Consider the following 22,107-nt stretch of genomic DNA (forward strand, 5'->3'; position numbering starts at 1 on the left):
GTCAGCCGAGCGGGTGCCTGGCGACCGCCCGCGCGGTGGACCCACGCGGCAGCAGACGTGTCGGGAGCACCTCATGCCGGTCGCCGCGGCGACCCCGGAGCCGCTCGACCACGAGCTCGACCGCCCGCGCGCCCATCCGGACGCGCGGCTGGTCGACACTCGTCACGTCGAGCCGTTCGCCGAGACCGGTGCCGTCGAACCCGGTCACCGCCGCCACCCGGGGGAGCGCGAGCCCCGCGCCGTCGGCGATCGCCACGAGCCGCGCCGCGGTCGCGTCGTTCGTCGCGACGAACGCCGTGACCCCGTCACCGAGGTGCCGCGCGATCCGTGCCGGGTCCGCCGCCAGGGCCTCGACGTCGTCGACGCGGTGCTCGCCCGGTGCGCCGAGCTGCCCGGTGACCGCGGCGTGCGCGACGGCACGACGGGTCGTCGACGGGTGGCCGGACTCCGCCACGAAGCACGTGCGTCGGTGCCCGAGTGCGGCGAGGTGGAGCACCAGTGCCCGCATGCCCGACTCCTCGTCGGCGCGCACGGTGTCGAGTCCGAGACCGGCGAGCGCCGACCCGCTCGATCCGAGGACCGCGACCGGCAGGTCGCGCGCGACCGCCGCGAGCCGTGCCGGGGCGAGCCGACTGCTCAGGACCGCGACCCCGAGCACACCGTCGGCCGATCCGCGGGAGGCGTGCAGGGCCTCCAGGCCGTCGGCCAACCGGGCAGGGTCACGGAACCCGTCCACGACCCGGAGCGCGAACCCGAGGGTCTGCGCGGTCGCGCGTGCGCTCCGGAGTGCTTCGTCGTGGAACGGGTTCGCGGCTTCGGTGACGACCACCCCGAGGACGAGCGGCGCGCCCTGCGCGCGCCGCCTGGCGAGCGAACCGACCGGGAGGCCCAGCTCGTCCGCCGTCCGCACCGCGAGTTCCCGACGTGGCCGGGACACGCCGTCGTCGCCCCGCAGGGCGAGTGACACGAGCGATCGCGAGATGGCACACCGCTCGGCGACGTCGCGGAGGGTCGCGGCCACGGTCAGGCGAGCTTCCAGGTGTGGACGTGCTCCCAGGTCATCGTCTGCCACCAGCGACCGGACCAGTCCGGGCTCGCGGTGTGGTAGAGCACGACGGTGTCGCCGCGGAACCCGGTCGGGACGTCGACGTCGAGCTCGCGGATGAACGCGCCGACCTCGTCGTGCAGGTCCGGTCGGCCGTACAGGTCGTGCGAGGCGAGCGAGAGGTGCGCGCGGTACTGCTCCGGGTCGTAGTCGTTCGCCAGCGGGACCTGCATCGGCTGCCGGAACGGGGCGACCACGGCCTCGATGTCGGCGGCGAGCCGGACGAAGTCGTCGTTGTGCGAGCCGTCCGGTCGGGTCGCGACGTCGTAGACGAACCCGATGCCCTGTTCTCGGATGCCGGCGTTGTGGACGTCGAACCCCGGTCGGCCGTCGAGCAGCGCCGAGACGGCCGCGATGACCTGGTCCTCGTGGCTGCCGAACGGCTGGCTGCCGACGAGTGTGGCGTGCGGCGGGAAGGCGCCGGCCGACAGCAGGCCGTACTGCGCGCGGAGCTGATCGGTGACGACCGTGACGGCTCGGCAGGTGCGGGCGTCCGGGCGCAGGTAGATGCCGTGGCGGTACGGGTCGCTCGGGTCGCGCGGCAGCTTGGCGGTGACGTTCTGGGGCATGGGTCCGTCCGTGGTCGGGGATGGGGAACGTTCCCGATGATCGGGAACGTTCCCCATGATCGACCGGACGGGTCCGGATCTCACCCGTCGGTCCGTGACGGGACGGTGAACGATGGATGTCGGCGGCGCCGTGTCGGTCGTGCTCGTCGCTCCGCTCCGCTCGGCGCTCAGACCCGGGCGGCGGTCCGGCCCGGTACAAGGGTGCCGTCGACCGCGTTGTGGGTCACGCCCGTCGACCGGCCGTCGATCTGGTCGACCACGTCGTCGACGGACAGGCGGCCGATCAGGCCGAGTGGCTGTCGCCACGAGGTGATGCCGAGCAGCTCGGTGGCGAGTGGGGCGACCCCGTCGTAGCCCGTGACCGACAGGTCGTCCGGCGCACGGAGGCCGCGGCGGCGCATCGACTCGAGCACACCGACGGCCCAGCGGTCGCTCGGTGCCATGATCGCCGTCACGCCACCGGCCCGCAGGACCTGCTCGAGGAACGAGTCGAGGTCCTCGGGATCCGCTCCGTGGTCCTCGGAGCGGATCCGGAGCACCTCGGCGCCGCGCGCACGGAGTCGGCGCACCATCGCGTCGGTGCGTGCCGACTGCGTCAGCGACCCGGCCGGTGTGACCGTCAGCACGGCGACGCGGCGGTGTCCGAGATCGGCGACGTGGTCGGCGAGCCCGCGTCCGCCGCCGCGCTCGTCGCAGTACGCGCTGCTCACCGCATCGTTCGTCTCGGGGCGCCCGGAGACCACGGTCGGGATGCGCCGGGCGAACGGCAGGACGTCGGCGATCGGCAGGGCGCCGCTGCAGACGATGAGCCCCTCGACGCGCAGGGAGACCAGGGTCTCGAGCGCTCGGCGTTCCTCGCTGACCGGGAACGACCCCGCACCGGTGGCGGTGACGACGCGGTACCCGCGCGCCGCGGCCTGCAGCTGGAACGCGGTCAGCAGGTGCCCGTAGAAGGGGGTGGAGGCATCGCGGACGAACACCCCGAGCGTGTGCGTGCGGTGTGCCGACATGCCGCGGGCGTTCGCGTTCGCCACGTAGCCGAGGTCGATGGCGGCGCGCTTGACCCGCTCGGTCGTCGACGGAGCGACGCCGTACGCACCGGCGAGGGCTCGGGAGACGACCGACTTCGACACTCCGGCCAGGGCGGCGACGTCGTGGATGGTCGGGACGGCGGGGTGTCCGGTCACCGCGGGCGCCGTTGTCTGGAGGACTGCACGAGTGTCACGGTAGCCGGACGGATGCCCGGACCGGGCGACGGCGGTGGTGAACAGTTGGTCACGCCGACCGCCCGGCGCGGGCCGCGGGCGGTCGGCGTCGGGCTAGCGGTGCCGCACCGTCAGGCGGTACCCCTTGGTCGTGGTGCCGTCCTGGGCCGTCACGGTGATGTGCGCGGTCCGCCCGGAGACGTGCACGCTCGTGCCCGCGTTCGGGTTCGTGGTGTGCACGTGGACGTCCACAGCGCGCAGCGTCCGGACCGGGACCGTGACCGTCGCGCCGTGCGACGAGGCAGCGGCGGACAGGTGGACGCGCACGCCCGCGACCGTGATCGAGGACGCGGTGGGGTCGTTCGACACGAGGAAGCGCTCGCGCAGGGCGGCGGCCTCGTGCTTCGTCACGCCGATCGTGTCGCTCAGGTACGAGCCCATGCCGCCGTACTCGGTGGCGATGTCCTGTTCGAAGGTGCCCTGCAGCAGCTGCGGTGTGGCCCAGGTCACCCCGAGCTGCGTGTTCGAGAGCAGGTAGTCGTGCAGGATGTCTGCGCTGTCGACGCCGAGGACCCGGTCGAGCAGGTCCACGACGGTGCCGGTGCGGTCCATGCCGTGGGAGCAGTGGATCAGGACCGTGCCGCTGGTGTGCGTGGCGAGGATCCGGAGCACCCGGCGGTACGCGGTGATCATCGACCCGGGTGTCGCCTGGTCGACCCGGCCCTTGTCGACCAGGTCGTGGTACATCGCGGTGTCATCGCTGTAGTCGCCGTCCGCGCCGAACATCGAGATGTCGACGTGTCGTGCACCCGGGATCGCGACGTCCGGCTTCGCGGCGATCTGGGACGGCGTGCGCAGGTCGACGACGAGGTCGACGTGGTACTCGTCGGCCAGGGTCGTGGCCCCGGCCGCGGTGATCTTGTCGAGTGACTCGGAGCGGATCAGCCGCGGGGCGTTCACGGTCTGACCGGACCGGCCGTGGACCGCGGCGAGCTCACGGCCGTTGACCAGCCCGGGGACGTCGGTGATCGGGTGGTCGGCGGCGGTGAAAGCCGGCTGGAGGGTGCTGTCGGCGTGGGCGGCGGTGACGGAGAACGCGGCGGAGGCGACGACGGCCAGGCCGGCGAGGGCGGTCGCGGCGACGCGGGTGGTGCGCGGGGAGTGGATGCGTGGGGAGTGGATGCGTGGGGAGTGGCGGAGCGGAGACACGGGGCAACCTCGATCTGATCAGGACCCGGGGGTCGTGGGGAGCCGGACGTGGTGGCGTCCGGCTCCCCGCAGGATCGCGGCGAGGGTCGTCGGCGGTGTGGCGGCGAGGTGGCCGGGGCGTGTCCGGGTCATGAGGCAGCGCTCAGTCGCCCACCCGGCGGCCCGCGCCTCAGGACGCCGGGGCCAGCCGGTACCGGAACAGCTCGGTCAGCACCTGCTGGACGGGCGTGTAGAGCAGCACCGTCGAGTTCGTCGTACTCGTCGTCGTGCTGCCCGAGATGATCCCGTACAGCCGGTTCGTGGTGCTGATCACCGGTCCGCCGGCGTCGCCCGGCTCGATGCCGGCGCCGACACCGGCCTCGGCGCGCGCGGCGTCGAGGTGCTGCGCGCCGGGACGGCTTGCTGCCGGCACACGCGTGGAGGTCCAGGAACACAGCAGCCCGCTCGACGCCCCGCTGGTGCAGAAGGGAGCGGCATCCGGTTGGCCGATGCCGGTCACGGCGGGACGTGCCAGGACCCCGCCGACCCGGTTGAACACGCGACCCGATGCCCGGGGCGTCCAGGTCGCGACGGACGGGTCGCACGACCCGGTCGCCGCCCGGGCCCGGGTGCACGGCAGGGGCGGGACGACCGCGAGTTCGAGGTCCGACTCCGCGGACTGCCAGACCACGCTGCCGACGGTCGCACCGTCGAGCTGCACGGGTGCCTGCAGCGGCGCGCAGTGCTTCGCGAGCACGACCCACCGGGTCGCCCGCTGGTACTGCGTGAACTGGCTGCGGAACCCCTTCGCGGCCAGCACGGCACCGACCGTGCAGGTGCCGCCGGGGACCCCGACCTCGGTGCCGGCGATGATCGGTGCTGCGACCCGGTCGGGGTCGCTCGTGGTGGCCGAGGCCGAAGGAGCCCAGGTGAGGGTGGCCCCGACGACGGCCGCCAGGGACACGGCGACGGCCAGGGCGCGGACGAGCGCCGGGTGCGCGTGGCTGGTCACGGGTCAGCCGAGCGTGCGGGTGCCGTTGACGCGTCCGATCACCGACAGGGTGTCCGGGTCGGCGAGCCGGGCGCGCCAGTGCAGCGTCGTCGTCCCGCGCGGCAGGTCCGGGAACGCCGCGGTGAAGCGGTAGTGGCCGCTGGCGCTGACGAAGTCGTCCCCCGACGTGACCTCGGCGATGTGCTTGTCGAACAGGCCGCGGGGCTTGCCCGGAGCGTCGTAGTAGACGATGACCAGGGTGTCGGGCTTGCCGGTCCCGGCGAAGGTGATGCCGGTGAAGCTCTTCCGGTCGGGTCCGCCGTAGGTCTTGGCGGTGAATGCCACGGCCGCAGGCTGGGCCGAGGTGTGCGCGGTGTGCGTCGTGTGGGAGATCGTGGCGGCTCCGGCCTGCGCGGGGACCAGGACGCCTGCGGCGAGCGCACCGCCGAGGGTGATGCAGGTCGCGAGCACGGTCAGTCGGCGGACCGACGGGGTGCGGTGGGTGGACGGGGTGGAACGCATGGGACTCCTCGGTTCGTGGCGGTGCGGCCGGGCGGCTCGGTGTGCGTGAACGCTAACAACGCGTCAGACGATCGTCTAGCGAAATAGTGAACCTGAGGAGATCAGAGGCATCGCCCCCGGCGTGACCACTGCCCATGCCTGGTCAGACGTTCGTATGATGAACCAAGGCCCGACCGAGGAGTGCGATGAACCAGCGGCAGCAGGCGAAGACCAAGACCCGCGAGCAGATCATCGAGGCCGCGGCGTCCGAGTTCGCGAGCCACGGCTACGCGGGGACCTCGTTCGCGCGGGTGGCCGCCGCCATGGACCGGCCGAAGTCGGCGATCGGCTACCACGTGTTCTCGTCCAAGCACGAGCTCGCCTTCGCGGTCATCGAGCGGCAGCAGGTGCGTTGGGCGGCGATCGACTCGCGGATCAGGCAGCCCGCGGGGCTCGAGCACCTGCTCGTCATGCTGACGTCCGCCTGTTCGGACGCGATGCGGTGTTCGGTGGCGGCCGGGGCCATCCGGCTGAGTCACGAACTCCGTGGTGCGGGGGAGGTGATCCCGCGGGTCTTCACCTGGGATGACTACGTCCGTCGGCACCTGTCGGCTTCGAGCGGAGGTGTCGGCCCGGACTCCGATCCCGAGTGGGCACGTGCGGCGGACCTGGTGCTGACGTCCACCTTCGGGGTGATGTGGGCCCGGACGAGCGTGCGGCTGACCCGGGACACCGAGGGGCAGCTCCGTGACCTGTGGGCGGCGCTGTTCACCGGGCTCGGACTGCCCGGCGTGCAAGCGCTGCTCGAGCGGGTGGAGCCCGTGCGCGTGGGCGGGGACCCGGGCCTGGCCGAGAACTGACCCCGGCGGTCCCGGCATGTCTGCCGTCCCGCCGGGGCCTCCCGCCGGGGCCTCCGGCCTACTTCTTCTGCTCGGTCCCGTCCGGGTTCACGACGTACCAGACGCCCTTGTCGCCCTGACCCGTCACGTCGCCGGCCTTCTCGTCCCCGACGAAGGTGTAGATCGGCCGACCGTCGATGGTGATCTGCCGTCCGCCGTCGACGCCCTTGATGGTGCCGACCGTGCCGGTGATGCCGGACACCTTCGGCGTCGTGGTGGTCGCCTCGATCGCGGGCCACGCGGTCGCGCATCCACCGGTGCAGGTGCTCGTGCCGGAGTCCTTGACGTCGGCGTCGAAGTAGTAGGCGGTCATGCCCTTGCCGTCCACGACGACCTTGCCGAGCGACGTCGCGGCGACGGTCACGTCGACCGAGGGTGACGAGTCGGTCGTCGCGGGTGCGTCGCCCTGCGCGGCGGGGGACGGGGAGGGCGAGGGTGTCGCGGACCCGGCCGTGGAACAGCCTGCGAGGCCGAGGGCCAGGAGCAGCGCGGCCCCGAGTGCGATGGACACGGGTCGGGATGACGGGGTGCGGTGGGGTGCCGACACGGGGGCTCCTCGTGGTCAGGTCTCGCCGCTGACTGCTGGCCAGACGTTCGTCTAGCGAACGTAACCGCAGGATGGTGCGGCGGCCAGCACCCTGCGCGCCCTCTCATCGAGCGGGGCCACGGAGCAGGGCGTCAGCGGTCAGTCTGCTCGACGAGGTGGACGCCCTCGACGCGGCCGATGACGGCCAGTGACGCGGGGTCGATCAGCAGGGCGCTCCAGGACGCTCGGTCGGCGTCGCGGGGCAGCTCGGGCAAGGCCGCGGTGAAGGCGAATCGGCCGGTCGGGCCGACGGCGCTGCTGCCAGGCTCGACCTCCGCGACGTGGACGGCCGCGACCTGGCTCTCCGGGGCGGCGTAGTGGACGACCACGACGGCGCCGGGCCTCCCCGAGCCGGCGAACCGGACGCGCACCACCCGCTCCGTGCCGACCGTCCGTGGAGACCTGACCGCGAACCGGTGCGTGCTGTTCGCCGCTGGCGGCGCGCCGAGCGCGGTGCCGAGCGCGCCGGATGCCCCCACCCCGAGCGCCTCGGGTCCCGGCGCGGCCGGCGCGGGCAGCGCGAGGGTGACCGCGAGCGCCGCGACCCCGACCGCGAGGGCGATCGGTGCCACCCGGACCCGATCGGTGCTCCGCGACATGGTCGACCCTCTCGTGGACGGTGTGCGGCGGGTGCCGCCACCGCACACGCTACCGGTTCGCCAGACGATCGTCTGCGCTGGCCGACGTGCCGACGCGGACACCGGTCCGTGGTGAGCGGTACTGTTCCCCTTCGTGAGTGTTCGTCGCCGTGCTTCCCGTGTCGTCTCCATCGGGGTGGTCGCAGCCCTGGCAGCGTCGTTGACCGGGTGCGGCGAGGGAGCCGGCGTCGACAGCGACTACGCGAAGATCTGCCGCGACAACGCGACCGAGAAGCGTCTGCCGGACGACGACTGCAACAACCACGGCGGGCACGCCGGCTGGTACTTCCTGCCGCTCTTCGCCAACCGTGCCACGAGGGTCCCCGGCGTGGGGGACGCGGTCTCCGGCGGCACGAGCGCCCTGCCCGCCGGGAAGACCGCGAAGGCCGGCGTCTCGTCCCGTGGGAGCTCCGTCACCAAGGGCGGCTTCGGCGGAGCCGGCGGACACGGTGGGTTCGGCGGCTGATGGAGCGCATCGAGTTCCCCGAGCGTCCGGACTGGCGGCGCCGGATCCAGCAGACCGGGTTGATCTACTCGCGGTCGGTCCGCGACGACGGCACGCCCGTCGAGTACTGGAACGACACCGCCGCGTACGTCTTCACGCTCCCGGAGGTCGAGGCGCTCGAGCGGGAGACCGAGGAACTGCACCGGATGTGCCTCGAAGCCGCGCGGTACCTCGCCACCGGTGCCCTCGGCACGCTGGGCCTGACGCGAGCAGGGTTCGACCTCGCCGCCTGGTCGCTCGAGCACGGTGAGCCCGACCTGTACGCGCGGTTCGACCTGGCCTACGCCGGAGACGGTTCACCCGCCAAGATGCTCGAGTACAACGGGGACACCCCGACCGGGTTGATCGAGGCATCGGTCACGCAGTGGCACTGGATGCAGGACCGGCTCGCCACCGGCGAACTCTCCGCCGAGACCGACCAGTGGAACGGCATCCACGAGGCGATGGTGGCGCGCTGGCGGACACTGCTGCACGAGTCCCTGCGCGCCGAGGACGGTGGGCGACTGTTCGTGGCGCACTCCGACCTCGACACGGCGGGCGAGGACTGGGACACCGTGGCCTACATGCGCGACCTGGCGGGGGAGGCCGGGTGGGAGCACACCGGCATCGAGATGAAGGACATCGGCTGGCACGCGACGGCCCGCCAGTTCGTCGGCGACCAGGAGCCGGCCGGTTCGTCGCGGAGCGTGTTCACGCTGCCCGGGGGCGAGCCGGGGACCCAGTACCCGGTGATCCGCAACCTCTTCAAGCTGTACCCGTGGGAGGACCTCGTCTCCGGAGACGACCGGGCGCAGGGCGACGAGGAGTTCGGCGCCTTCCTGGTCAGCGACCGCGGGCGGCTCGGCCGCTGGTACGAGCCGGCGTGGAAGATGTTCCTGTCGAACAAGCTGCTGCTCGTCGCGCTCTGGCGCTTGTTCCCGGGCCACCCGAACCTGCTGCCGGCCTTCGCGGACGGTCCGAACGGCATGCGCGACTTCGTCGTGAAGCCCGTGTTCGGGCGCGAGGGCGACGGCATCGCGGTGCACCGAGCCGACGGTTCGGTCACGACGAACGGTCGCGAGTACCGGCGCCCCGGTACCGGGGCCGAACGGGTGTGGCAGCAGTACCACGAGCTACCGGACTTCCCGGGGTCGAACGGGCACAACCACCCGGTGCTCGGGTCGTGGGTCGTGGGCGGCGAGTCCTTCGGGGTCGGCATCCGCGAGTCCGACGGGCCGATCACGGACTACTGGTGCCGGTTCGCCCCGAACCTCATCGCGGCCTGACGCCGGTCAGTTGACGATCTCGCCGCGTTCCTCGGGCGGGAGCGCGACGAGCCGTTCCCGCCACTGGCGCAACGCCTCCGGGGTGAGCCGTGTCCACCCGGTCTCCTCGCCGACCACGCGGAGCGGGAGGGCACTGCGGTACGACCGGGTCGGGTTGCCGGGGAACTTCTTGTCGGTCACGTTCGGGTCGTCCTCGAAGGGACCGGTCGGCTCGACACGGTACACGCGCGGCTCACGGTCGCCGGGCACGAGCTCGGCCGCGAGTTCGGCCGCGAGCCCGGCTCCGTCGCGGGTCGCCGTGAAGTACACGTGGTTCATCACGACGTCGGGGCGGTAGTTCGAGCGGAAACCGGGGGAGAGGAACTCCCCGGGTCGCAGGACCGCCACGGTGCCGTGCCAGAACGGACCGGTCTCGTCTGCTGCTGCCATGGCGTCAGCCTACGAACGACTCAGTGCCCGTGTCCGACCAGCGCGCGCCACCTCGGCTGTTCCGAGACGACGACGGCGACGCACAGGACGGTGACGACGATCGCGACCGCCGTCGGCCACAGGATCCAGGCCGCAGCGACCGCCCCCACGAGGTGCGCGAGGACCGACGCGATCGTGACCGCTCCCGGCGCCGCGACCGGCGGGTCACCGCCAGGTCGGTCACCAGGGGTCCCGAACACCGCCGGCGGCACGACGAGGACCAGGACGGCGGCGATCGCGAGCACCGGCGAGTGGGACCACAGTGCCCAGGGAACGGCCACCCACGCGACGAACTCCGCCAGGAACCGCAGGCCGCCACGGAGCGGGTCGTGCCCGACGGGCCTCGACGGGCGCGCCGCCGTGGATGCGGTCACCGTGTCGTCGCGGCACGGAAGCCACGATCCAGGAAGTCGACCATCCACGCGGCACTCGCATCCACGTCCGTGTCCATCTGGAACCCACCGGACGCCTCGATCGTCGCGAACCCGTGCAGGACGCTGCGGAGCACCCGGAGCGCGTGGATCTCGTCAGCCGGGTCGAGCGGGTAGTCGCGGAGCGCCGCGGCGAAGGACGCCAGGGTGCGACCGAGAGCGACCGCCAGGGGGTCATCAGCACCGGTCGGCCGGACGCTGACGGCCGCCTGGTACCGCGCCGGGTGCTCCTGGACGCTCCGGCGCACGGTCTGCACCGCCGCCTCGAGCGCACTCCGACCGCTGCGCCCCTGCATGGCGTCGCGGAGCGCGTCACCGAGCTCGTTCGCGCCGAGGATCGCGATCCTGCGGGTGAGGTCGCCGAGTCCGTCGACGTGCTTGTACAGCGACGGTGCCTTCACCCCGAGGCGATCGGCGACGACGCTCATGCTCAGCTGGGCGAGGCCGATCTCGTCGGCCAACGTCGCCGCGGCCTCGGTGACGGTCGCCGGGTCGAGCCCCGCCCTAGGCAACGGGACCTGCGACGGGCAGCGTGCGGGCGAGGAACGGCAGCAGCAGGGCGAGGAGCGCCGCCGGCGTCTCGGTGTGGGGGTAGTGACCGGCACCGTCGATCACGGCGAGTTCGCCGAGGCCGTCCGGCAGGTCGGCGAGGATCCGCTCGCCCTCGGCGCGGGGCTCGGCCCAGTCCGGATCGGCACTGCCCTCGACGACCAGCACGGGGCAGCGGACGGCACCCAGCTGCTCGCCGGCGTCGGCGGGTGACGTGCGGGTCATGGCGCGGAGGACCGCCATCCGCTCCGGTTGCCGCAGGGTCGTCTCGATGCGGCTGCGTTCGGTCGCCCAGTCGGCGGGCTTGGTGGGCACCGCGATGTCGAGGTACGCGAGCCAGCCGGGCAGGCTGCCGCTCGTCATGACCCGCGCGAGCTGGACGGTGCCGGCGCGGTGCCGGCGGTTGCGCAGGAGTCCGCCCAGGTCGACGGACTGCTTGCGCGTGAACGGCGCCAGTTCGACGATGCCCGCGACCAGGTCCGGGGCGGTCGCCGCGGCGATCGTCGCCGCACCGCCGCTGATGGACTGCCCGACGACCACGGCCGGGCCACCGAGGTGGCGGGCCACGGCGACGAGGTCGCGTGCGATGTCGGCGCGCTCGTAGCCGGCCCACCCGGTGCTCGAGTCGCCGCAGCCGCGGAGGTCGACGTTCGCCACGCGGTAGCCGGCCGCGACGAGCTCCGGCACGACGAAGCGGTAGGCGTGCCGGCTGTCGCCCATGCCGTGGGCGAGGACCACGAGCGGCCCTGTTCCGGAGAGGTCGTAGGCGATCGTGCCGCCTTCGGTGTCCAGGTGTTCGAGCATGTCGTGGCTCCTTCGGCTACGGGTAGTAACTGAAAGGCTAATACCCGTAGCCGACATTGGCAAGGGGCGGCCGTCACGCGTCCAGGTCGAGCGTCGTCGACAGCTCGGGGAACGCCTGCGCCTGCTCGACGAGCTGCTGTCCCTTCTGCACGATCCCCGCCACGCTGTCCGCGCCGGCGGCGAACCGCAGCGGCGGCTCGGGCATCGCGATCAGCGTCAGCAGCACCTGCGCGAGCTTCGCGGGGTCGCCGGACTGGTTGCCCCGCATGCCGCGGAAGAACTCCTTCGACCCGGCCGAGAGCGGGGCGTAGTCGTCGATCGCGACGTCGCCCCAGAAGGTCGAGTCGCCCTCGGCCAGCAGGTCGGTGCGGAAGAAGCCGGGCTCGACCACGGTGGTGTAGATGCCGAAGGGTGCCACCTCGTCGTGCAGGGCCTCCATCCAGCCCTCGAGCGCGAACTTCGACGCCGAGTAGGCGCTCCCACCGGCGCCGGCGACGATGCCCGCGGTGGAGCTGATGCTGATGACGTGCCCGGAGCGCTGCCGTCGCATGACCGGGAGCACGGCGCGCGTCACGGCGAGCGCTCCGAAGAAGTTCGTCTCCATCTGCGCACGGAACTGCTCGGCCGAGATCTCCTCGAAGTACCCGGCCTGGAAGCTCCCGGCGTTGTTCACCAGGACGTCGACGCCGCCGAACCGGTCGGTCGCGGTGTCGACGGCGGCCCGGACCGATTCCGGGTCGGTCACGTCGAGCGCGACGGCGAGCAGGTGCTCGTGGTCGCCGAGGACGGCGCGGACCCGCTCGGGGTCGCGTCCGGTCGCCACGACCCGGTGCCCGGCGTCGAGGGCCGCCCGGGCGAAGTCGGTGCCCATCCCGCGGCTCGTGCCGGTGATGAGGAAGGTGCTGGTTCCGGTCATGGTGTGTGGTTCCTGTTCGATGGAAGGGACGCGAAGAAGGGGACGGATGCCCGTCAGCCGCGCACTCGGACGGTGGCGGCGCCGGACGGCAGGTCGCGCACCGCTCCGACGTCGTCGACTGTGCCGATCGGCACGATCCCCGAGAAGCTGCCGACGTCCGTGTAGTACAGGACGATCGACTGGTCCGGCGCGTAGTACGCGATGGTGCCTGCCGGCGCATCGCTCGTGCTCGGGGCGCCGGTGGTGTCGAGCGGCGTGGGGAGCCGGGCGATCTGCTCCTGGCCGCCGTAGTCGCCGAACGTCAGCGTCGCCGGCAGCTGAGCGGCCAGCGCGCGCGCCGTCGCGTTGTCGGTCAACCGGCCGGTCAGGGTCTCGCCGTCGAGCTCGATGGTGATGTGCACGAGGTCGGCCTCCGTCGGGGTGGTGATCGTGGGAGCTGCTGAAGGAGACGCAGACACCGTCGACGTCGCAGCTGACGGCGCAGGCGACTCCGCGCGCTCGACGCCGCTGCACCCGGCGAGCGCCCCCACCACGAGCGCGACGACCGGAGCCGACGCGAGCGGACCCAGCCCGACGAGCGGACCCTCGGCGGTACGGCGTCTGGTGCGGATGTGCATCGGAGCTCCCTGAGTTGGTGGACACCGACCATCGAAGCCCCACCACCACCCGCCCAGTGAGGCTCTGGCGAAACGGGGTCCTGCAGAACCTCCCTGTCCGCCGGACGATGCCCCTACCGTCGGTCCGTGACCACGACGACCTCCGACCACCCCACGACCGACCGGGCGACCGACGGCCGACTGCCCTGGTTCCCGCTCGCCCTGCTCGCCGCGATCGGGTTCCTCCTCGTCGCCATGGAGACGATGCCGGCCGGGCTGTTGCCCGCGATCGCCGACGGGATGGGCACGAGCGAGGGCACGGTCGGCCTGTTCGTCAGCGCGTACGCGATGGGCACGGTCATCGCCACGGTCCCGGCGATCGCCCTGACCCGCGGGTTCCGTCGCAAGCCGCTCATCGTGGCCGCCATCGCCGTGCTGCTCGTCGCGAACACCCTGACCGCGTTCGCGCCGAACGTCGCAGTCGCGCTGGTCACCCGGTTCGTCGCCGGCGCGATGTCGGGGACGATCTGGGGCATGTTCGCCACCTACGCCCGGCGGATCAGCCCGGCCCGCTCCGCCGGGGTGTCGCTCGCGATCGTCTCGACGGGCGCGCCGGTGGGGTTCGCGCTGGGCACCCCGCTCGGGTCCTTCATCGGCGACGCCCTGGGCTGGCGGTCGTCGTTCATCGGGCTGAGCCTGGTCGGCGTGGTGGTCCTGGCGCTGATCGCGCTGTTCGTGCCGGATGCCCCGGGGCAGACGAGCGCCGCGAAGCTGTCCGTCGTGAGGGTTTTCCGGATCCGCGGCATCGCGGTCATCCTCGCCGTGATCGCGACGTGGATGGTGGCACACAACACGATCTACACGTACATCTCGCCGTACCTGCGGGCGACCGGCACCGAACTGAGCGCCGGGCTGGTGCTGCTGGTCTACGGGATCGCCGCGATCCTCGGCGTCGTCGTGACCGGTGCCCTGCTCGACCGGCACCCCCGACCCCTGCTGCACGGCAGCGTCGGCCTGTTCGTCCTGGCCGGCGTGGTGCTGCTCGTCGGCCACACGTCACCGGTCGCGGTCCTGGTGGCCGCGGGCCTGTGGGGGATCGGCTTCGGCGGTTCGTCGACGCAGCTGCAGGCCGCCCTGACGACCGCCGGCGGCGAGGACGCCGACGTCGCGAGCGCGTTCCTGCCGGTCGCGTTCAACATCGCGATCTTCGCGGCCGGCCTGTTCGGCGCAGCCCTGCTGACTGCCTTCGACGGGCTCGTGCTCGCCGTGGTGATGATCGTGTTCGGGGCGGTCGCGGCGCTCCTCACCGTCATCGGTCGGGGATCGGCGTTCCCCGCGAAGCTCTGACGCGACCGCGACCGCGACCGCGACCGCGAAAGCCACCGCGACCGCGACCGCCGGCTGCGATCATGGCCGGGTGCAGCACCACGACGAGGACCACACCCGCCCGGACGTCACGACCGTCGAGATCATCGGCGGCCCGGAACCGGTCACCGTGACCCTGCACCCCGCCGACAGCGGGTGGGCTGCGGTCTTCGCGGACCACCGGCGACGCATCCTGGAGGCCCTCCTCGGCTCCGGCACGGACGCCCCGGTCGTCGAGCACATCGGCTCCACGGCCGTCCCCGGCCTGGCCGCGAAACCCATCGTCGACATCGTGGTCGCCGTCGCGGACATCACCGCCGAGGCCACCTACCTCGACCAGCTCCTGGCCGCCGGGTACGAGCTCCGTGTCCGGGAGCCGGGGCACCGCCTGGTCCGGACGCCGACCCGTGACGTCCACGTGCACGTCTACGAGCGGGGCGCGGCGGCGGTCGACGAGTACCTGCTCCTCCGTGACCACCTGCGCGCCGATGCCGGTGACCGGGCGCTGTACGAACGGACGAAGCGGGAGCTGCTCGACCAGAGCTGGGACGACATGAACGCCTACGCCGACGCGAAGACGGCCGTCATCACCGCGATCAAGGAGCGGGCGCGACGGAGCCGCGCGTCCTGAGACGCGCGGCTCCTCCGGCCGAGTCTCAGCTCGTCGGGACGACGTCCCAGTGCTCGCGGATCAGGTTGCCGTCGACCCGGAACAGGTCGGCCGCACCGAACGGTGCGTCGGCCTTCGCCCCGACCGGCTTCGAGAACGTCCACACCAGGTCGCCGTCGGCGAGCGAGATGACGGACTCCTGCTTCGGGAGGCTCTGCGCGGCGCTGCCGGCGAAGAACTGCTTGAGAGCGGCCGTGCCGTTCGCCGCGACCGAGTTGTGCTGGAGGTACGCCGGGTCGAACTCCTCGTCCAGCACGGACACGTCGTGGTCGCGGAACAGTCGGTCGTACGCGGTCACGGCGAGCACCCGGTTGTGCTCCTCCTGCTGTTCGGTCAGGTGACGGTCACGCTTCGCGGCCGGGTACAGGTCGCTGAACATGCTGTTCGTGTTGCCGCTGGCCGGGGTCCCCGTCGGCACCGTCTGACGGAGTGCCCACCACTCGCTGATGCGCCCGTCGCGCATGCGGAACAGGTCGACGGCGGCGTCACCCGTGCGTTCATCCGTCGGCTTCGCGGTGATCTGCCAGTGCACCGCCACCAGGTCCGCGTCCCCGGCGACGTGCTTGATCACGGCGTGGGCGCCGGGCACCCGGGAGCGGTCCGCGGTGAACTCGGCGAGCAACGCGGACGGACCCGAGGCGCTCGTCGCACCGTGGGCGACGGCACCGGTCGCGACGGCGGTCCGGGCAGCCGCACGGGCCTGCGCGGACCCGGGGGACCGGAACGCGCACCGGAACAGGTGCCGGACCGTGGCCTCGTTGCGCTGCTCGGCGCGACGGTCGAGCCGAGACACGGCCGTGCCGCCCGAGGTCGTCCGCGCCGCACGGGTCACCGTCTGGTGCGCGGCGGTTGCGGTGGTGTCGGAGGTGGAGGTGTGGAGGGGGGCCGCCACGGCCGGACCGGCCACGAGCGACACGGCGATGGCGACCGGAGCTGCCACCGCACACGCCTTGGCGATGATGGGGAGAAGTGATGTCGTCTGCACGGCAGAACGATGGAACCGGACCCTGGGGGCCGGCGCGCGCGGTGGAGCCGCCACGCGCTGCGACCGTGACCGGCTTCTCAGTCGCGGTGCGCGCCTCCAGGGTGGCCTGTGCACGCGCTGCCAGGGTGACCCGCTCCCGCTGGTGATCGACGAGCCGGACCTGTGCGACGGCTCACGCGCACTGTCAGCCGATCCCTACGCTCCGGGCTCGTCGATGGCCAGACGGAGCTCGGCGAGTACGGGCAGCGCGGCGCGCAGCGCGTCGACCCCGTCCGGGCCCAGGCGTTCGAGCGCGCCGACCAGGACGTGCTCGGCCGAGGCGTCGTAGACCCGGAGCCGCTCGGACGCGAGCTCGGTCAGGGCGATCTCGGTGCTGCGGCCGTCGCCGGTGGCGAGCCGCCGGTGGACGAGCCCGCCGCGTTCCATCGCGGTCACGAGGTTGCTGACCGTGGAGCGGGCGAGGCCGAGGGACCGGCCGAGCGCCGTCGGCGTGAGCCATCCGGCCTCGTCGAGTCGTCGCAGGACCTCGATCTGGGCATCGGGCAGCTCCGGCAGTGCACCGTCACGGCGTGATGCGTTCAGCAGGGTGCGGCGGAACGGGCCGACCTGGTCGCTGAGCCGCCGGGCGATGTCCCGGAGTCCTGCCGTGTCGTGCTCGCTGCCCATGTCCTCAGCTTAGGTCCTCGAAAAAGGTTTGCAACAAAACTATGTTTGGCGCAGGATGAGTGCATGACGATCACCACCTCAGTTGCACAGCCCGTCCCGTCGCAGGACCTCTCCGGCATCGTCGGACACCGGTTCATCTACACGTACGCCAATGGCTGGCAGTACGAGATGTACGTCAAGAACGCCACCACCATCGATTACCGCATCCACTCCGGCATGGTCGGCGGGCGCTGGGTCAAGGACCAGCAGGTCGACCTCGTTGTGCTCACCGCCGGCGTCTACAAGGTGTCGTGGAACGAGCCGACCGGCACGAGCGTCGTCGTGACCGTGGTGCCGGGGGAGCGCGTGCTGCACGGCACGATCTTCTTCCCGCACTGGGTCGAGGAGGACGGCAGCAAGACCGTGCTGTTCCAGAACGACCACCTGGACCGGATGCGCGAGTACCGCGACGCCGGCCCCACCTACCCGATCTACGTCGTCCCCGAGTTCGCCCACATCACCCTGTTCGAGTTCGTCGGCCAGGACGACGAGACCGTCGTCGACACTGCGCCCGCCGACCTGCCGGCCGGGTTCGCCGACCGGAGCAACTGAGCATGACCGCGGAACGTCCGCTGGAGCGTGCCCTGACGAGCATCCGGCTCGAGCACCGGGGCGCGGCGCTCCGGGGGTGGGAGTACCACCCGGCGTCGGCGTCGGCGTCGGCGTCGGCGCCCGCGGCTGCCGGCGGCGCGGTGCTGTTCGTGCACGGGTTCGGTGACTCGTCGATCGGCCCGCGCCAGCTCTTCGTGCAGGCCGCGACCGTCCTGACCGACACCGGTCTGACGGTCCGCTCCTACGACCGTCTCGGGCACGGCACGAGCGACGGACGGTTCGCGGACATCTCGATCGGCGACGAGGTCGAGCAGGTCGTCACGATGATCCGGGCGTTCTCGGCCGACCAGGGGGCACCGATCGACGTCGTCGCCCACAGCCTGGGCGCCGTCGAGTCGGCGATGGCGGCGGCCCGGGTCCCCGACCTGGTGCGGAGCCTGACCCTGTGGTCACCGGCCGGGGTCGTGGTCGACGACATCGCCGTGCACGACGCCATCCAGGGGCAGCCGCTCGCACCCGTCCGTGACCGCGGCTGGTTCGACTTCGGTGGGACCGCCCTCGGGCGCGGGTTCGTCGACGAGGTCCGGGACGGACTCGACGTCTACGCCCAGGCCCGCGGGTACGACGGGCCGGTCGACGTGCTGCACGGCACCGCCGACGAGATCGTCCCGGTCGAGTACGGCCGGCGCTACGGCGAACTGCTCAGCGGGGCGACGTTCACCGCGGTCGAGGGTGCGGACCACGTCTGGTCGTCGGTCCCGTGGCGCGAGCAGCTCGTCGCCCGCCTGCTCGACCGCGTCAGGGAGCGGTCCGGGCGATGAGGTCCTGCACCCGTGCGCGCACGTCGTCGCGGATCGGCCGGACGGCGTCGAGGTCGAGCCCCGCGGGGTCGGGGAGCTCCCAGTCCTCGTAGCGTTTGCCCGGGAACACCGGGCAGGCGTCCCCGCACCCCATCGTGATGACGACGTCGGCCGCGCGGACGGCATCGGTGCTGAGCAGGGCCGGCTGCTCGCTCCGGATGTCGATGCCCTCCTCGAGCATCGCCGCGACGACCACGGGGTTGAGCTGGTCGGCCGGTTCGGAGCCGGCGCTCCGGACGTCGACGCGGCCACCGGCCAGGTGCTGCAGGAAGCCGGCGGCCATCTGGGAACGGCCGGCGTTGTGGACGCAGACGAACAGGACGGTGGGCATGCGGGGTGCTCCGATCAGAGGACGACGGCGCCGAGCAGGCCGGCTCCGATGACGACCGCCCACGGGGGAGCGGACCAGCGGGTGAGGGCGGTGAAGGCAGCCACGGCGAGCGCCAGTGCGGGTGCCGAGCGAACCCCCTCGGTGATGACCGGGTCCCAGAGCGCCGCGGCGAGGAGCCCGACGACCCCCGCGTTCACACCGGCCAGCACGCGCCGGGCCCACGGCAGGGCGCGGAGCACGTGCCAGAACGGCAGCGCGCCGACCACCAGGAGTGCCGCCGGCAGGAAGATCGCGACGAGTGCCACCGCGGCGCCGACGAGCCCGCTCGGACTGCCGTGGGCGACGGCGCCGAGGTAGGCGGCGAAGGTGAACAGGGGCCCGGGCACGGCCTGTGCGGCGCCGTACCCGGCCAGGAAGTCCGCGTGGTCGACCAGGTGAGTGGCCACGGTCTGCGACTCGAGCAGCGGCAGGACGACGTGGCCGCCGCCGAAGACGAGCGAGCCCGCCTGCGCGAAGACCCCAAACAGGCGCACGGCCCCGGTGCCGCTCGCAGCGACGGGTGCCGCGACGAGCAGGGCGGCGAACGCGACGAGCGCCGACACGGCGACCCAGCGGGGGAGCCGCACGGCGACCTCGGTGCCTGCGACCTCCTCGACCGGTCCGACCACCCGGCCGAGCCACAGCACGCCGACCACGCCGCAGGCCGCCATGACCGCCACCTGCGGCCCCGGTCCGGGGACGAGCAGCACCACGATCGTGGCGGCGGCCGCGATGGTCGCCCGACGGCGGTCCGGTGTGAGTGTGCGCGCCATGCCGAGCACCGCCTGCGCCACCACCGCGGCGGCGGCCGCCTGCAGCCCGAGCAGCCACCCGGCGCCGGCCAGGTCGGGCGTGCCGGACACGAGCAGGGCGAACGCGACGAGCAGCACCGCGGACGGCAGGGTGAACCCGCACCACGCGGCGAGGAGTCCGAGCAGTCCGGCGCGCTGCAGCCCGAGTGCCATCCCGACCTGGCTCGACGCCGGTCCGGGCAGGAACTGGCACAGCGCGACGAGGTCGGCGTAGGCGTCTTCCCGCAGCCAGCGGCGACGCACCACGAAGGCCTCGCGGAAGTACCCGAGGTGTGCGACCGGCCCGCCGAACGAGGTCAGCCCGAGCCGCAGGAACACCAGGAACACCGATCCCGCGGACGACCGCAGGGGCTCGGGGCTCGTCGTCACCCGCTCATCTTGACGACGGCAGATGGTTCAGTCAACATTGAACCGATGAACACCCGGCGGCAGGGCCTCGAGCAGCGTGCGGCGCAGCACGCGGCCCTCGGCGACGTCGCCCGCCTGGCGATCGTCGACCTGCTCGCCGCGTCCGACGCCAGCCCGAGCGAGGTGCGGGCCGCCCTCGGGATCTCCGGGCCGCTCCTGGCGCACCACCTGCGCATCCTCGAGCAGGCCGGTCTGGTCACGCGACGCCGCTCCGACGGCGACGGTCGCCGCAGCTACCTGCACCTCGAACCGAGCGGTGTCCCGCACGGTTCGGCAGCGGTGCCGGGGCCGGTGTCCCGCGTGCTGTTCGTCTGCACCGGCAACTCCGCGCGCTCTCCGCTGGCCGCGGGTGTCTGGGCGCAGGTCAGCGAGATCGGCTCGCTGTCGGGCGGGACGCGTCCCGCAGCCGCCATCGCCCCCGGGGCGGTCGCCGTCGGGGAGCGCCACGGCCTGGACCTCGGCGGCCACGTCCCGCGTGCCTTCCACGATCTCGTCGCCGACGGCGACCTGGTCGTCACGGTCTGCGACCGCGCGCACGAGTCGATCGACGACGGCGACAGCCTGCACTGGTCGCTGCCGAACCCGTCGCGCGTCGGCACGCCGGACGCGTACGAGGCCACCTTTGCGGACCTCCGGTCCCGCGCCACCGCGCTCGCTGCGCGCCTCGCCGCCTGACGCGGCCCCACGAACGGAACGTCCCGATGAGATCCCCCCTCCTCATCGGGGCGTTCTCCTTGCTCGACCGCCTGCGGACTGGAGGCACGGGGCGGGCCCGCACCGAGCCTCCCGTCCGTCGCGTGGTGCGCCCAGGGCGGCGTGCGCTCCCCGGGGAGCCCGTCACTCAGGACCGGCGGCTGCCGGCGACCAGCCGGAGGACCTGATCGGTGTGCCGTTCCGCCGTCGCGAGCCGGGCGTGCTCGATGGCGGCGGCGGTGTGCGGCCGCAGCAGCGTCCGGTCCGAGGCCAGCTCGATGATCGTCGTGGCGAGCCCGAACGCGGTCTCGTCGTCGGTCAGGACGGCGGCGGAGCCGAACTCGCTCGCCAGGCGGATGTCGGACACGATGACGGGACGGTGGTCCCGGAACGCCTCGAGCGCGGCCATCGGCTGGCCGTCGTGCTCGAGCGAGCAGACCACCGCCGCGTGCCCGCACAGCAGCAGGTCGTGGACAGCCTGCGACGACAGGCGGCCGTGGACGCGGACCGACACCGGCGTGCGGGTCGGGGGGACGGTCCCGCCGGCGACGTCGACCCGCACCGCGTGTGCACCGAGTCGGATCTCCACCAGCCGGATCGCGTTGAGGAGGACGTCGAGACGCTTGTCCGGGGTGAACCGCGACGCCCAGACGAGCCGGAGCGGGCCGAGTTCCGGCGCCGGCGGCGGTTCGACCGGCCGGCGGCCGAGGGCGTTGGGCACGACGTGGACCGGGCCGACGCCGGCCTCGCGCAGCGCACGTGCCTGCCGTGTCGTCGGGGTGACGACGACGTCGGCCGCCCCGCAGACGGCCACGGCCATGTTGCGGCGCGCGTCGTCCATGGGGTGCCCCGTGAAGTGGTGCCGTGTGGGCCGGATGCCGGTCACCACACGGTGCGCGTGCCGTGCGAGGGGCGCCATCGCCGCCGCGGTCCGGCCCCGGACCGGCGCCGAACCGTGCACGGTGTGGATCGTCGGCAGCTCGAGGGAGCGCGCCGTGGTCAGCGCCGCCGCGGCGAGGCCGAAGTCCGAGTGGGTGACGACGAGGTCGATCCGTTCCTCGAGCATCAGCGTGCCGAGGCACCGGCGGACACGGACCGAGTTGCGGACCACCGGCAGGTCGCTCTCCGGGGCGCTGATCGACGGTTCGACCTCGAACAGGCGGACGCCGTGCCTCCGCAGCTCCGCGGTCTCGCTCGACCGCGGAGTCGCCACCCAGACGACGTGACCGGACTCGGCGAAGGCCTTCGCCTGCTCGACCAGCGCGGCGCGTTCACCCCGCATCGCCGACAGTGGGAAGTCGCTCACGAGCAGGACGGTCGCCTTCGCCGCCGCCACGTCAGCGGCCGGTCTCGAGCACGGTGGTCTGGCGGGGGCTGCGCATGCGGTCTCTCACGGTTCGGGAGCGGGACGGGGTGCTGGGAACCGTAGGCGTTCAGAAGACGATCGTCTAGTGAAACGACGTGCTGCTGA

27 protein-coding genes are annotated in these 22,107 nt (G+C 72.8%); 8 read left to right on the top strand and 19 right to left on the bottom strand.

Annotation, left to right across the window (positions count from 1 at the left end; all coding sequences use genetic code 11):
• Position 1: 1 nt before the first annotated feature.
• The 6 genes from BR70_RS0106360 to BR70_RS0106385 all read right to left on the bottom strand — a co-directional run bounded on the left by BR70_RS0106360 (position 2) and on the right by BR70_RS0106385 (position 5,580).
• A complete protein-coding gene (locus BR70_RS0106360; protein ID WP_035808252.1) occupies positions 2-1,021 on the bottom strand; it encodes a LacI family DNA-binding transcriptional regulator in 1,020 nt (339 codons plus the stop codon).
• A 2-nt stretch (positions 1,022-1,023) separates the two neighbouring features.
• Positions 1,024-1,674, bottom strand: coding sequence for a heme utilization protein (locus BR70_RS0106365; RefSeq protein ID WP_027465377.1), 651 nt, complete (start codon positions 1,672-1,674; stop codon positions 1,024-1,026).
• Between the two features lie 167 nt (positions 1,675-1,841).
• A complete protein-coding gene (locus BR70_RS0106370; RefSeq protein ID WP_027465378.1) occupies positions 1,842-2,861 on the bottom strand; it encodes a LacI family DNA-binding transcriptional regulator in 1,020 nt (339 codons plus the stop codon).
• A gap of 132 nt (positions 2,862-2,993) precedes the next feature.
• Positions 2,994-4,088 (bottom strand): tyrosine-protein phosphatase, encoded by a 1,095-nt coding sequence (locus tag BR70_RS0106375; protein ID WP_051596701.1) that lies wholly within the window; start codon positions 4,086-4,088, stop codon positions 2,994-2,996.
• A gap of 169 nt (positions 4,089-4,257) precedes the next feature.
• The gene (locus BR70_RS19885) at positions 4,258-5,079 is read right to left on the bottom strand and encodes a trypsin-like serine protease (RefSeq protein ID WP_051596702.1); all 822 of its coding nucleotides are present in this window, start codon (positions 5,077-5,079) and stop codon (positions 4,258-4,260) included.
• Positions 5,080-5,082: 3 nt separating this feature from the next.
• On the bottom strand, positions 5,083-5,580 hold the full coding sequence (locus BR70_RS0106385; RefSeq protein WP_027465380.1) for a hypothetical protein: 498 nt from the start codon (positions 5,578-5,580) through the stop codon (positions 5,083-5,085).
• 185 nt (positions 5,581-5,765) lie between these two features.
• On the opposite strand from BR70_RS0106385, the gene BR70_RS19890 reads away from it, so the two are divergent.
• Positions 5,766-6,419 (top strand): TetR family transcriptional regulator, encoded by a 654-nt coding sequence (locus BR70_RS19890; RefSeq protein WP_051596703.1) that lies wholly within the window; start codon positions 5,766-5,768, stop codon positions 6,417-6,419.
• 58 nt (positions 6,420-6,477) lie between these two features.
• Here BR70_RS19890 and BR70_RS0106395 read toward each other — a convergent pair whose 3' ends face one another.
• Both BR70_RS0106395 and BR70_RS0106400 read right to left on the bottom strand, forming a co-directional pair.
• Entirely contained in the window at positions 6,478-7,005 is a 528-nt protein-coding gene (locus tag BR70_RS0106395) for a COG4315 family predicted lipoprotein (protein WP_027465381.1), read from the bottom strand.
• Positions 7,006-7,136: 131 nt separating this feature from the next.
• On the bottom strand, positions 7,137-7,643 hold the full coding sequence (locus BR70_RS0106400; protein WP_027465382.1) for a hypothetical protein: 507 nt from the start codon (positions 7,641-7,643) through the stop codon (positions 7,137-7,139).
• 133 nt (positions 7,644-7,776) lie between these two features.
• Here BR70_RS0106400 and BR70_RS0106405 point away from each other — a divergent pair, with 133 nt between their 5' ends.
• Together BR70_RS0106405 and BR70_RS0106410 are read left to right on the top strand one after the other, a co-directional pair.
• Positions 7,777-8,148, top strand: coding sequence for a tRNA-dihydrouridine synthase (locus BR70_RS0106405; protein WP_152377983.1), 372 nt, complete (start codon positions 7,777-7,779; stop codon positions 8,146-8,148).
• Positions 8,148-9,452, top strand: a complete 1,305-nt coding sequence (locus BR70_RS0106410) for a glutathionylspermidine synthase family protein (RefSeq protein WP_027465384.1) — start codon at positions 8,148-8,150, stop codon at positions 9,450-9,452. Before BR70_RS0106405 ends, BR70_RS0106410 begins: the two co-directional genes overlap by 1 nt.
• A 6-nt stretch (positions 9,453-9,458) precedes the next feature.
• Here BR70_RS0106410 and arr read toward each other — a convergent pair whose 3' ends face one another.
• The 6 genes from arr to BR70_RS22210 all read right to left on the bottom strand — a co-directional run bounded on the left by arr (position 9,459) and on the right by BR70_RS22210 (position 13,237).
• The gene (gene arr, locus BR70_RS0106415) at positions 9,459-9,881 is read right to left on the bottom strand and encodes an NAD(+)--rifampin ADP-ribosyltransferase (protein ID WP_027465385.1); all 423 of its coding nucleotides are present in this window, start codon (positions 9,879-9,881) and stop codon (positions 9,459-9,461) included.
• A gap of 20 nt (positions 9,882-9,901) precedes the next feature.
• The gene (locus BR70_RS0106420) at positions 9,902-10,294 is read right to left on the bottom strand and encodes a hypothetical protein (RefSeq protein ID WP_027465386.1); all 393 of its coding nucleotides are present in this window, start codon (positions 10,292-10,294) and stop codon (positions 9,902-9,904) included.
• On the bottom strand, positions 10,291-10,863 hold the full coding sequence (locus BR70_RS0106425; RefSeq protein ID WP_027465387.1) for a TetR/AcrR family transcriptional regulator: 573 nt from the start codon (positions 10,861-10,863) through the stop codon (positions 10,291-10,293). The genes BR70_RS0106420 and BR70_RS0106425 overlap by 4 nt, the downstream gene beginning before the upstream one ends.
• Positions 10,856-11,704 (bottom strand): alpha/beta fold hydrolase, encoded by an 849-nt coding sequence (locus BR70_RS0106430; RefSeq protein WP_027465388.1) that lies wholly within the window; start codon positions 11,702-11,704, stop codon positions 10,856-10,858. Before BR70_RS0106430 ends, BR70_RS0106425 begins: the two co-directional genes overlap by 8 nt.
• Positions 11,705-11,777: 73 nt before the next feature.
• Entirely contained in the window at positions 11,778-12,620 is an 843-nt protein-coding gene (locus tag BR70_RS0106435) for an SDR family NAD(P)-dependent oxidoreductase (protein ID WP_027465389.1), read from the bottom strand.
• A gap of 53 nt (positions 12,621-12,673) precedes the next feature.
• The gene (locus BR70_RS22210) at positions 12,674-13,237 is read right to left on the bottom strand and encodes a cyclophilin-like fold protein (protein WP_051596704.1); all 564 of its coding nucleotides are present in this window, start codon (positions 13,235-13,237) and stop codon (positions 12,674-12,676) included.
• Between the two features lie 126 nt (positions 13,238-13,363).
• On the opposite strand from BR70_RS22210, the gene BR70_RS0106445 reads away from it, so the two are divergent.
• Entirely contained in the window at positions 13,364-14,563 is a 1,200-nt protein-coding gene (locus BR70_RS0106445) for an MFS transporter (RefSeq protein ID WP_027465390.1), read from the top strand.
• Between the two features lie 70 nt (positions 14,564-14,633).
• Positions 14,634-15,212, top strand: coding sequence for a GrpB family protein (locus tag BR70_RS0106450; RefSeq protein ID WP_027465391.1), 579 nt, complete (start codon positions 14,634-14,636; stop codon positions 15,210-15,212).
• 25 nt (positions 15,213-15,237) lie between these two features.
• On the opposite strand, the gene BR70_RS0106455 is transcribed toward BR70_RS0106450, so the two are convergent.
• Both BR70_RS0106455 and BR70_RS0106460 read right to left on the bottom strand, forming a co-directional pair.
• Positions 15,238-16,191, bottom strand: a complete 954-nt coding sequence (locus BR70_RS0106455) for a nuclear transport factor 2 family protein (RefSeq protein WP_027465392.1) — start codon at positions 16,189-16,191, stop codon at positions 15,238-15,240.
• Between the two features lie 240 nt (positions 16,192-16,431).
• Positions 16,432-16,902 carry a MarR family winged helix-turn-helix transcriptional regulator gene (locus tag BR70_RS0106460; protein ID WP_017885670.1) on the bottom strand — a complete coding sequence of 157 codons (471 nt, stop codon included), beginning with the start codon at positions 16,900-16,902 and terminating at the stop codon, positions 16,432-16,434.
• A 63-nt stretch (positions 16,903-16,965) separates the two neighbouring features.
• Between BR70_RS0106460 and BR70_RS0106465 the strand changes: the two genes are divergently transcribed.
• Positions 16,966-17,493, top strand: a complete 528-nt coding sequence (locus tag BR70_RS0106465) for a phenolic acid decarboxylase (RefSeq protein WP_017885669.1) — start codon at positions 16,966-16,968, stop codon at positions 17,491-17,493.
• A gap of 2 nt (positions 17,494-17,495) precedes the next feature.
• Positions 17,496-18,314, top strand: coding sequence for an alpha/beta hydrolase (locus BR70_RS0106470; RefSeq protein ID WP_027465393.1), 819 nt, complete (start codon positions 17,496-17,498; stop codon positions 18,312-18,314).
• On the opposite strand, the gene BR70_RS0106475 is transcribed toward BR70_RS0106470, so the two are convergent.
• A complete protein-coding gene (locus BR70_RS0106475; RefSeq protein WP_027465394.1) occupies positions 18,292-18,684 on the bottom strand; it encodes an arsenate reductase ArsC in 393 nt (130 codons plus the stop codon). The two genes, BR70_RS0106470 and BR70_RS0106475, sit on opposite strands and share 23 nt — an antisense overlap.
• A 14-nt stretch (positions 18,685-18,698) precedes the next feature.
• A complete protein-coding gene (gene chrA / locus BR70_RS0106480) occupies positions 18,699-19,904 on the bottom strand; it encodes a chromate efflux transporter (RefSeq protein ID WP_027465395.1) in 1,206 nt (401 codons plus the stop codon).
• A 45-nt stretch (positions 19,905-19,949) separates the two neighbouring features.
• Here chrA and BR70_RS0106485 point away from each other — a divergent pair, with 45 nt between their 5' ends.
• Positions 19,950-20,618: an arsenate reductase/protein-tyrosine-phosphatase family protein gene (locus BR70_RS0106485; protein ID WP_027465396.1), complete on the top strand. Its 669-nt coding sequence runs from the start codon at positions 19,950-19,952 to the stop codon at positions 20,616-20,618.
• A gap of 166 nt (positions 20,619-20,784) precedes the next feature.
• Here BR70_RS0106485 and BR70_RS0106490 read toward each other — a convergent pair whose 3' ends face one another.
• Positions 20,785-21,942 (bottom strand): glycosyltransferase family 4 protein, encoded by a 1,158-nt coding sequence (locus tag BR70_RS0106490; protein WP_155896805.1) that lies wholly within the window; start codon positions 21,940-21,942, stop codon positions 20,785-20,787.
• Between the last annotated feature and the right edge of the window lie 165 nt (positions 21,943-22,107).

Origin of the sequence: Curtobacterium sp. UNCCL17, from assembly GCF_000686685.1 — a bacterium.
Lineage (GTDB): Bacteria > Actinomycetota > Actinomycetes > Actinomycetales > Microbacteriaceae > Curtobacterium > Curtobacterium flaccumfaciens.

Coding starts and splice junctions, on each gene's coding strand:
- BR70_RS0106410 (WP_027465384.1), top strand. CDS start 8,148: ATGGAGCGCATCGAGTTCCCCGAGCGTCCGGACTGGCGGCGCCGGATC.
- BR70_RS0106470 (WP_027465393.1), top strand. CDS start 17,496: ATGACCGCGGAACGTCCGCTGGAGCGTGCCCTGACGAGCATCCGGCTC.
- BR70_RS0106400 (WP_027465382.1), bottom strand. CDS start 7,643: ATGTCGCGGAGCACCGATCGGGTCCGGGTGGCACCGATCGCCCTCGCG.
- BR70_RS0106385 (WP_027465380.1), bottom strand. CDS start 5,580: ATGCGTTCCACCCCGTCCACCCACCGCACCCCGTCGGTCCGCCGACTG.
- BR70_RS0106485 (WP_027465396.1), top strand. CDS start 19,950: ATGAACACCCGGCGGCAGGGCCTCGAGCAGCGTGCGGCGCAGCACGCG.
- BR70_RS0106365 (WP_027465377.1), bottom strand. CDS start 1,674: ATGCCCCAGAACGTCACCGCCAAGCTGCCGCGCGACCCGAGCGACCCG.
- BR70_RS0106460 (WP_017885670.1), bottom strand. CDS start 16,902: ATGGGCAGCGAGCACGACACGGCAGGACTCCGGGACATCGCCCGGCGG.
- BR70_RS0106465 (WP_017885669.1), top strand. CDS start 16,966: ATGACGATCACCACCTCAGTTGCACAGCCCGTCCCGTCGCAGGACCTC.
- BR70_RS0106430 (WP_027465388.1), bottom strand. CDS start 11,704: ATGCTCGAACACCTGGACACCGAAGGCGGCACGATCGCCTACGACCTC.
- BR70_RS0106435 (WP_027465389.1), bottom strand. CDS start 12,620: ATGACCGGAACCAGCACCTTCCTCATCACCGGCACGAGCCGCGGGATG.
- arr (WP_027465385.1), bottom strand. CDS start 9,881: ATGGCAGCAGCAGACGAGACCGGTCCGTTCTGGCACGGCACCGTGGCG.
- BR70_RS22210 (WP_051596704.1), bottom strand. CDS start 13,237: ATGCACATCCGCACCAGACGCCGTACCGCCGAGGGTCCGCTCGTCGGG.
- BR70_RS19890 (WP_051596703.1), top strand. CDS start 5,766: ATGAACCAGCGGCAGCAGGCGAAGACCAAGACCCGCGAGCAGATCATC.
- BR70_RS0106475 (WP_027465394.1), bottom strand. CDS start 18,684: ATGCCCACCGTCCTGTTCGTCTGCGTCCACAACGCCGGCCGTTCCCAG.